The organism is Methylobacterium sp. WL18, from assembly GCF_008040015.1.
GTDB lineage: Bacteria > Pseudomonadota > Alphaproteobacteria > Rhizobiales > Beijerinckiaceae > Methylobacterium > Methylobacterium mesophilicum.
This window is the reverse complement of sequence record NZ_VRVD01000269.1, coordinates 1-6,289: the sequence shown is the minus strand read 5'-3', so window position 1 is coordinate 6,289 and position 6,289 is coordinate 1. Positions and strand designations below refer to the sequence as shown.

The following is a 6,289-nucleotide window of genomic DNA, read 5'->3' as shown; positions in this document are numbered from 1 at the left end:
GCCCTGCGAACGGCTCTCGGCGCTGGCCGGCCGGCTTCCGGGACCGGTCGCCTATCCGGTCGCGGTCGGCCAGCGCCGAGAGCCGTTCGCAGGGCCAGGCGCCCAGGGTTGCGTCGAGGAAGCTGCGACCCTGCTGGCTCGTCTCCAGATGCAATTCGCGCGACGGCGCCAGGGCCAGGGCGAGATCGTTGATCGCGGCGATTCCGTCCGGTTCGGCGGCGCCGGCCGCCCGATGGGCGTGGGCTGCCAGGATCAGGTCGTTGCGCAGGGCGCCGTGCTCGCACACGTCCGCCAACCACGCGGCGAGGCTCGGCTCGTCCTGCACGTCGCCGGTCTCGGCGGCCCATTCCAGGCCGTGCGAATACGCGTAGGCTCCGACCGGATACCCGGGCGACAGCCACGCCATCAGCCGGAGTGCCGCCAGCGTCTCAGCCATCGGCATGGTGGTGATGATGCGGGCCGTGCGCATCCCCGTGCGCATCCCCGTGCGCATCCCCGTGCGCATCCCCGTGCGCATCCCCGTGCCCATGCCCATGGCCGTGCGCGTGCCCGCCGGAATAGGCTCCCCCCTCCGGCCGGAACGGGCGCTCCACGGGTTCTGCCGTCCCGCCGAGCCCCCGGACCATGTCGGCGAGCACGTGGTCGTCGGCGATCCACACCGCCTCCGCGCCGATCTCGGCCGGGATATGCCGGTTGCCGATGTGCCAGATCAACCGCCTCAAGGCGTGCTCGCTGGCGGCGCGGATCTCCAGCAGGCGCTCCGGCGCGGCCTCGACCCAGACCAGGCGGCCATCCTCCAGCACCAGGGCATCGCCGTCGTCCAGCACGACCGCCTCCGGCAGATCGAGCAGAAACCGCAGGCCCCCTTGCCCCCGCATGCCGACGCGGCGGCGATGACGCTCGCCGGAATCGAGGACCACCCGGTCGACGATCTCGCCCCCGGACAGGTGCTCGCGGCGGAGGATTCGGGTGGCGCGGATCATGAACTCAGGATTGGTCAATGAGATCGGGCTCCTTCGGCAGGAAGCCATCGGCCAGCGCGTTCTCAAGGGTGAACGGCGGCTGCTCCGGGAACAGGGTGAAATCGATCCCCGTCTGCTCGGATGCCTTGCGGCGGCCGGACATGTAACACACCGCGAAGACGTCGCCGGGATAGCGGCGCAGGCTCGGGCTGGCATCGAGAAGTTCGGCCAGCCCGTTGCGTTGCTCCGCGATCGTTCCCTTCCAGCTGCTGCAGCGAAGGCCGGGCTGGTATTTCCACTTCAGCAGGTGCGTGAGCAGAACGGTCAGACGGTTGCGGATCTCGCGCTTGTCGCTGGCGCCCACGCTCGCCACCTCGTCGATCAAATGGTCCAGGTCGAGCTCGTCGAAACGGCGGGCGCGCAGCAGATCGGCCTGGGCCTGCGTCCAGAGGAAGAAGTCGGTCTCGTAGAGGTCGGCCCTCGGTGGTGGTTTCAGCGCGGCCTTCGCCATGTCCGGCCTCCTGTTCGTTCGCGCCACGATAGCTCAGAACAGGAAATAGCGCTGCGCCATCGGCAGCACCTCGGCCGGCTCGCAGACCAGGAGTTCGCCGTCGGCCCGCACGTCGTAGGTCTCGGGATCGACCTCGATCACCGGCGTGGCATCGTTGAGCACCATGCTCTTCTTGGAGATGCCGCCGCGGACATTCTCCACGGCGACCAGCTGCTTCTGCACCCCGAGCCGCTCCCGCAACCCGTCCTCCACCGCCGCCCGGGACACGAAGGTCAGGGCCGTCGCATAGGGCACGCGGCCGTAGGCGCCGAACATCGGGCGGTAATGCACCGGCTGGGGCGTCGGGATCGAGGCGTTCGGGTCGCCCATCGGGGCGGCCGCGATGCTGCCGCCCTTCAGCACGAGATCGGGTTTCACGCCGAAGAAGGCGGGTGTCCAGAGCACGAGGTCGGCGAGCTTGCCGGGCTCCACCGAGCCGATATGCTTCGAGACGCCGTGCGCGATGGCCGGGTTGATCGTGTATTTCGCGACGTAGCGCCGGGCGCGCAGGTTGTCGGTGCCGGAGGCGTCCCCCGCGAGCGCGCCGCGCTGCCGCTTCATCTTGTCGGCGGTCTGCCAGGTGCGGATCACGACCTCGCCGACGCGCCCCATGGCCTGGCTGTCCGACGACATCATCGAGAGCGCGCCGATATCGTGCAGGATGTCCTCGGCCGCGATCGTCTCGCGCCGGATCCGGCTCTCGGCGAAGGCCAGGTCCTCGGGGATCGACGGGTCGAGGTGGTGGCAGACCATGAGCATGTCGAGATGCTCGTCGATGGTGTTTCTTGTGTATGGGCGTGTTGGGTTCGTGGACGACGGGAGGACGTTCGGCAGCCCAGCGACCTTGATGATGTCGGGTGCGTGGCCGCCGCCCGCGCCCTCGGTGTGGAACGCGTGGATCGTGCGGCCCTTGAACGCCGCGATCGTGTCCTCCACGAAGCCCGACTCGTTGAGCGTGTCGGTGTGGATCATGACCTGGATGTCGTGAGCGTCCGCCACCGACAGGCAGGTGTCGATCGCTGCCGGAGTCGTGCCCCAATCCTCGTGGAGCTTCAGCGCGCAGGCCCCCGCCCGGACCATCTCGACCAGGCTCTCCGGCCGAGAGGCGTTGCCCTTGCCGGCGAACGCCAGGTTCATGGGTAAGCTGTCGGCCGCCTCGATCATCCGGGCGATGTGCCAGGGGCCCGGCGTGCAGGTGGTGGCGAAGGTGCCGTGCGCCGGCCCGGTGCCCCCGCCCAGCATCGTGGTCACCCCCGAGCACAAAGCTTCCTCGATCTGCTGCGGGCAGATGAAGTGGATGTGGCTGTCGAACCCGCCCGCCGTGAGGATCTTGCCCTCGCCGGCGATCACCTCCGTGCCGGGCCCGACGACGATGTCGATCCCGGGCTGCACGTCGGGGTTGCCGGCCTTGCCGAGCTTGAAGATCCGGCCCCGCACGATGCCGACATCGCATTTCACGATGCCCCAATGGTCGAGCACCACCGCGTTGGTGATCACCGTATCGACGGCCCCCGCCGCGTTGGTGACCTGGCTCTGGCCCATCCCGTCGCGGATCACCTTGCCGCCGCCGAACTTCACCTCCTCGCCGTAGGTGGTGAAATCACGCTCGACCGTGATCTCGAGGGCGGTATCGGCCAGGCGTATGCGGTCGCCCGTGGTCGGCCCGAACATGTCGGCGTAGGCGGCCCGGGGGAGGGCGGCGGGTTTGGGCGTGTTGGCCATGAATATCAGGGCTCCCGGCGCAAGCGCGTGAAGGCGTCCGCGGGTTCGGCCTTCCGATCGAAGGTCAGCGTCGTGAGGCAGCCGGCGGAGCGGTTGATGGCGCCGATGAGGTGATCGGCGAAGTCGCCCTTTCCGCCAGCCCAGGCTGACAGGGCGGCTTCGGCCGCCTCGCGGTGATCGACGACGACATTCGACGCGTTGAGCAAGCGGCGGATCACCGAGACGAGGGCGGCTTTCTTCTGGCGCAGGGGCCGCGCCAGGATCCAGACGGTTTCGGCAAGCACGACCGCGTTGACGAAGAACTGAGCGTCGCGCCGGCTCAGAGCTTCCGTCGCGAGCGCAGTCTGCTCCGGCGCGTCGTCCGGCCACACCGTCTCGTCCACGAGCCACCGCAGCAGCACGTTCGTGTCCAGCCCGATCACGCCTCGTCGTCCTGGGAATCGTCGTGCGTCCGTTCCCAGCGGGCGCCGCGGCTCGCCTCGATCCAGTCGGCCACGCGCGCGCCGTCGACCGGCGCGATCGGATCGCAGGTGTCACGGCCGACGATACCGCGAAGCGCAGCCAGCGCGTCCGTGCGTGCCTCGACGAGGAAGCGTCCGTGCGCATCCTGCGTGAAGACAAGCTTGTCGCCGGCCTTCACGCCCAGCGCCCGGCGGAGCGACGCCGGCACCGTCACCTGCCCCTTCGACGTCAGCGTGGCCTCCGTCGCCTTCATCTCGGCCTCCTTACCGTATGCCCGGACAGTAAGGAGGTTCCTGAACGCCGGACAAGACCGATCGGCGTGCAGGCGTGGCGCTTGGCCATGGTCACAGCTTGCCCATCACGTCGCCCCGGAAACCGTACACGGTGCGTCCGCCCGAGAGCGGCACCAGCACGACCTCCCGGGTGGAGCCCGGCTCGAACCGCACCGCCGTGCCCGGCGCGATGTCGAGGCGCCGGCCGCGGGCCTTCTCGCGCTCGAAGACGAGGCCTGGGTTCACCTCGAAGAAATGGTAGTGCGAGCCGACCTGGATCGGCCGGTCGCCGGTGTTGGCGACCTCGATCACCGCGCGGTCGGCGCCGACGTTGAACACGATCTCGCCGGGCAACGTGGTCACCCGGCCCGGCACGTCGGCCGAGAGCGCCCCGCGGATCGGGTGATGCACCGTCACGAGCTTCGTCCCGTCCGGGAAGGTCGCCTCGACCTGGATGTCGGGGATCATCTCGGCGATGCCGGGCATCACCTGGTCGGCCGTCAGGACGTTCGCCCCCGCCTGCATCAGCTCGGTCACGGTGTGCCCGTCGCGGGCGCCCTCGACCACGAAGTCGCTGATCAGCGCCACGGCCTCGGGGTGGTTGAGCTTGACGCCGCGCGCCAGGCGGTTGCGCGCCACCTGCGCCGCCATGGCGATCAGCAGCTTGTCCTTCTCGCGGGGCGTCAGCAGCACGTGAGAACCTCGTCGTTGCGGCCGTGCGAGCAAGAAACATGCGCGCCGCGGGGTCAAGGCTCGGCGCGTCTCACTCCGACATCCCGGTGAACCCGGCGAACAGATCCGGCAGCGTCTCGCCCCGGATCCGGCTCGGCAGATCGCGGGGATGGATGAACTCGTCCCGGAACCACGGGTAGCGGCTCCCGTCGAAAGAACTGCGCAACCAGTCGATCACCCGGCGGACGCGGCCGATCCGCTCCGCATCGGGGTGGTAGGTCAACCAGATGTCGAGACTGGTGCGGCCGAGATTGTCCACCGGGACGACCTGGGCGCCGATGGCGGTCGCATAGGTCGGCAACAGGCCGATCCCCGCGCCTTTCGCGATGGCCCAGTAATAGGCGCTGCTGACGTTGATCTTCAGCGTCACCGGAATCTCCGCGGGAAATCCCTCCAGGCCTTTCGCATAGTCTTCCAGGCGAATCGTCTGGCTCGCGGCCTGGACCACGATCCGGTGCCGGGCGAGGTCCGCCGGCTTCTCGGGCAACCCGTAGATCTGCTCGTAGCTGCGCGCGGCGTAGGGCATGACGTGCATGCGCCCGAGCTTGACCATCCGCAGGTCGGGGCTCGTCGGCCGCGTGAGCTGGATCGAGACATCCGCCTCCAGCCGCAGCACGTCGGCGGATTCCATGGCGCAGCGCAAGTCGACGGTCAGGCGCGGGTTGGCACGCTGAAACTCAACCAGCCGCGGTGCCAGCCAGAACGCGCCGAGGCCTTCCGTGACCGCGATTCGCACCTCGCCGGTCTCGGCGAACGGGGCTGCGTCGCCCGCCAGCATCAACCCGAACGCCGCCGCCTCCATGCGGCTGGCAGCCTCCAGGATCGCGCGTCCCTCGGCGGTCAGCCGCACCCCATCGATGTGCCGGGTGATCAGCGGCGCGCCGATCCGCGCTTCGAGGTCGCTGACCCGCCGCCGGATCGAATTGATCGAGAGGCCGAGGCTGGCCGCCGCGGACCGGAAGCTGCCGCACCGATGCAGGGTGAGGAACACCCGGACACTCTGCCAATCGGGCATCGAGCCGTGGTCGACCTCGACCCGTTCCATCCGCGGAACACCCCTGTTTCAAATCATGCACATACAGCGGCTGCGCTAGATGCGAAGTGCTGCAGCGTCAATCCGTTCCCGAATGACAGGTCATCCGATGACGGTGCACGTCGCCCACTCCCGTTTCGCGGCACAGAACCCGGCGCGGCTGAGCATTCCGCCGCTGCTTCCGGAGCCGCGGCATGAACTCGGTGCGATGCGGGTCGATCGGGTTGCCCGGCACCTCGTCGCCTTCCTGCCGACGCCGGACGACCTCGGACGGCTCATCGCGGCGGCGCGGGTGGACCTGCCCGACCTGGCACCGCTCGCCACGGTGCAGCGGGTGCTGTCGATCAATCCCGACAGCGTCGTCGCGATCGCCCAGCGGCACCGGTTCGATGCCGCCGACCCACGCGGCGAGGGCTTCGTGGCCTGCCTGATGCTGAACCGCGCCGGCCTCGCGGCCCTGCAGGCGGGAACCTTCGATGCGGCCGAGCCGCCCGCCGCCCTGCTGGCCGGGCAGCACGAGCGTCCGGCCGCGATCTACGTCTGGGCCGTGTATGCG

Annotated in this window: 8 protein-coding genes and 1 pseudogene; 1 reads left to right on the top strand and 8 read right to left on the bottom strand. The window is 69.3% G+C overall.

The features are described 5' to 3' along the window. From FV228_RS17850 to FV228_RS17815, 8 genes are all read right to left on the bottom strand, one after another. The coding region (locus FV228_RS17850; protein WP_281406505.1) for an urease accessory UreF family protein at positions 1–442 on the bottom strand (442 nt) is incomplete at its 3' end. Continuing rightward, entirely contained in the window at positions 429–983 is a 555-nt protein-coding gene (locus FV228_RS17845; protein WP_147855857.1) for an urease accessory protein UreE, read from the bottom strand. The genes FV228_RS17850 and FV228_RS17845, both read right to left, overlap by 14 nt. Before the next feature lie 4 nt (positions 984–987). Next, on the bottom strand, positions 988–1,473 hold the full coding sequence (locus tag FV228_RS17840) for a DUF29 domain-containing protein (RefSeq protein WP_147855856.1): 486 nt from the start codon (positions 1,471–1,473) through the stop codon (positions 988–990). Positions 1,474–1,506: 33 nt separating this feature from the next. Continuing rightward, positions 1,507–3,234 (bottom strand): urease subunit alpha, encoded by a 1,728-nt coding sequence (gene ureC / locus FV228_RS17835; RefSeq protein ID WP_147855855.1) that lies wholly within the window; start codon positions 3,232–3,234, stop codon positions 1,507–1,509. A gap of 5 nt (positions 3,235–3,239) precedes the next feature. Continuing rightward, entirely contained in the window at positions 3,240–3,656 is a 417-nt protein-coding gene (locus FV228_RS17830; protein WP_187277800.1) for a type II toxin-antitoxin system VapC family toxin, read from the bottom strand. Continuing rightward, positions 3,653–3,949, bottom strand: a complete 297-nt coding sequence (locus FV228_RS17825) for a type II toxin-antitoxin system PrlF family antitoxin (RefSeq protein WP_147855853.1) — start codon at positions 3,947–3,949, stop codon at positions 3,653–3,655. The genes FV228_RS17830 and FV228_RS17825 overlap by 4 nt, the downstream gene beginning before the upstream one ends. Positions 3,950–4,040: 91 nt before the next feature. Continuing rightward, the gene (locus FV228_RS17820) at positions 4,041–4,661 is read right to left on the bottom strand and encodes an urease subunit gamma (protein WP_147855852.1); all 621 of its coding nucleotides are present in this window, start codon (positions 4,659–4,661) and stop codon (positions 4,041–4,043) included. Positions 4,662–4,731: 70 nt separating this feature from the next. Next, on the bottom strand, positions 4,732–5,745 hold the full coding sequence (locus FV228_RS17815; RefSeq protein WP_147855851.1) for a LysR family transcriptional regulator: 1,014 nt from the start codon (positions 5,743–5,745) through the stop codon (positions 4,732–4,734). A gap of 97 nt (positions 5,746–5,842) precedes the next feature. Between FV228_RS17815 and FV228_RS17810 the strand changes: the two are divergent. Next, a pseudogene (locus FV228_RS17810) lies at positions 5,843–6,289 on the top strand (N-acetyltransferase); the annotation flags it as partial.

Coding starts and splice junctions, on each gene's coding strand:
- FV228_RS17845 (WP_147855857.1), bottom strand. CDS start 983: ATGATCCGCGCCACCCGAATCCTCCGCCGCGAGCACCTGTCCGGGGGC.
- FV228_RS17840 (WP_147855856.1), bottom strand. CDS start 1,473: ATGGCGAAGGCCGCGCTGAAACCACCACCGAGGGCCGACCTCTACGAG.
- ureC (WP_147855855.1), bottom strand. CDS start 3,234: ATGGCCAACACGCCCAAACCCGCCGCCCTCCCCCGGGCCGCCTACGCC.
- FV228_RS17825 (WP_147855853.1), bottom strand. CDS start 3,949: ATGAAGGCGACGGAGGCCACGCTGACGTCGAAGGGGCAGGTGACGGTG.
- FV228_RS17815 (WP_147855851.1), bottom strand. CDS start 5,745: ATGGAACGGGTCGAGGTCGACCACGGCTCGATGCCCGATTGGCAGAGT.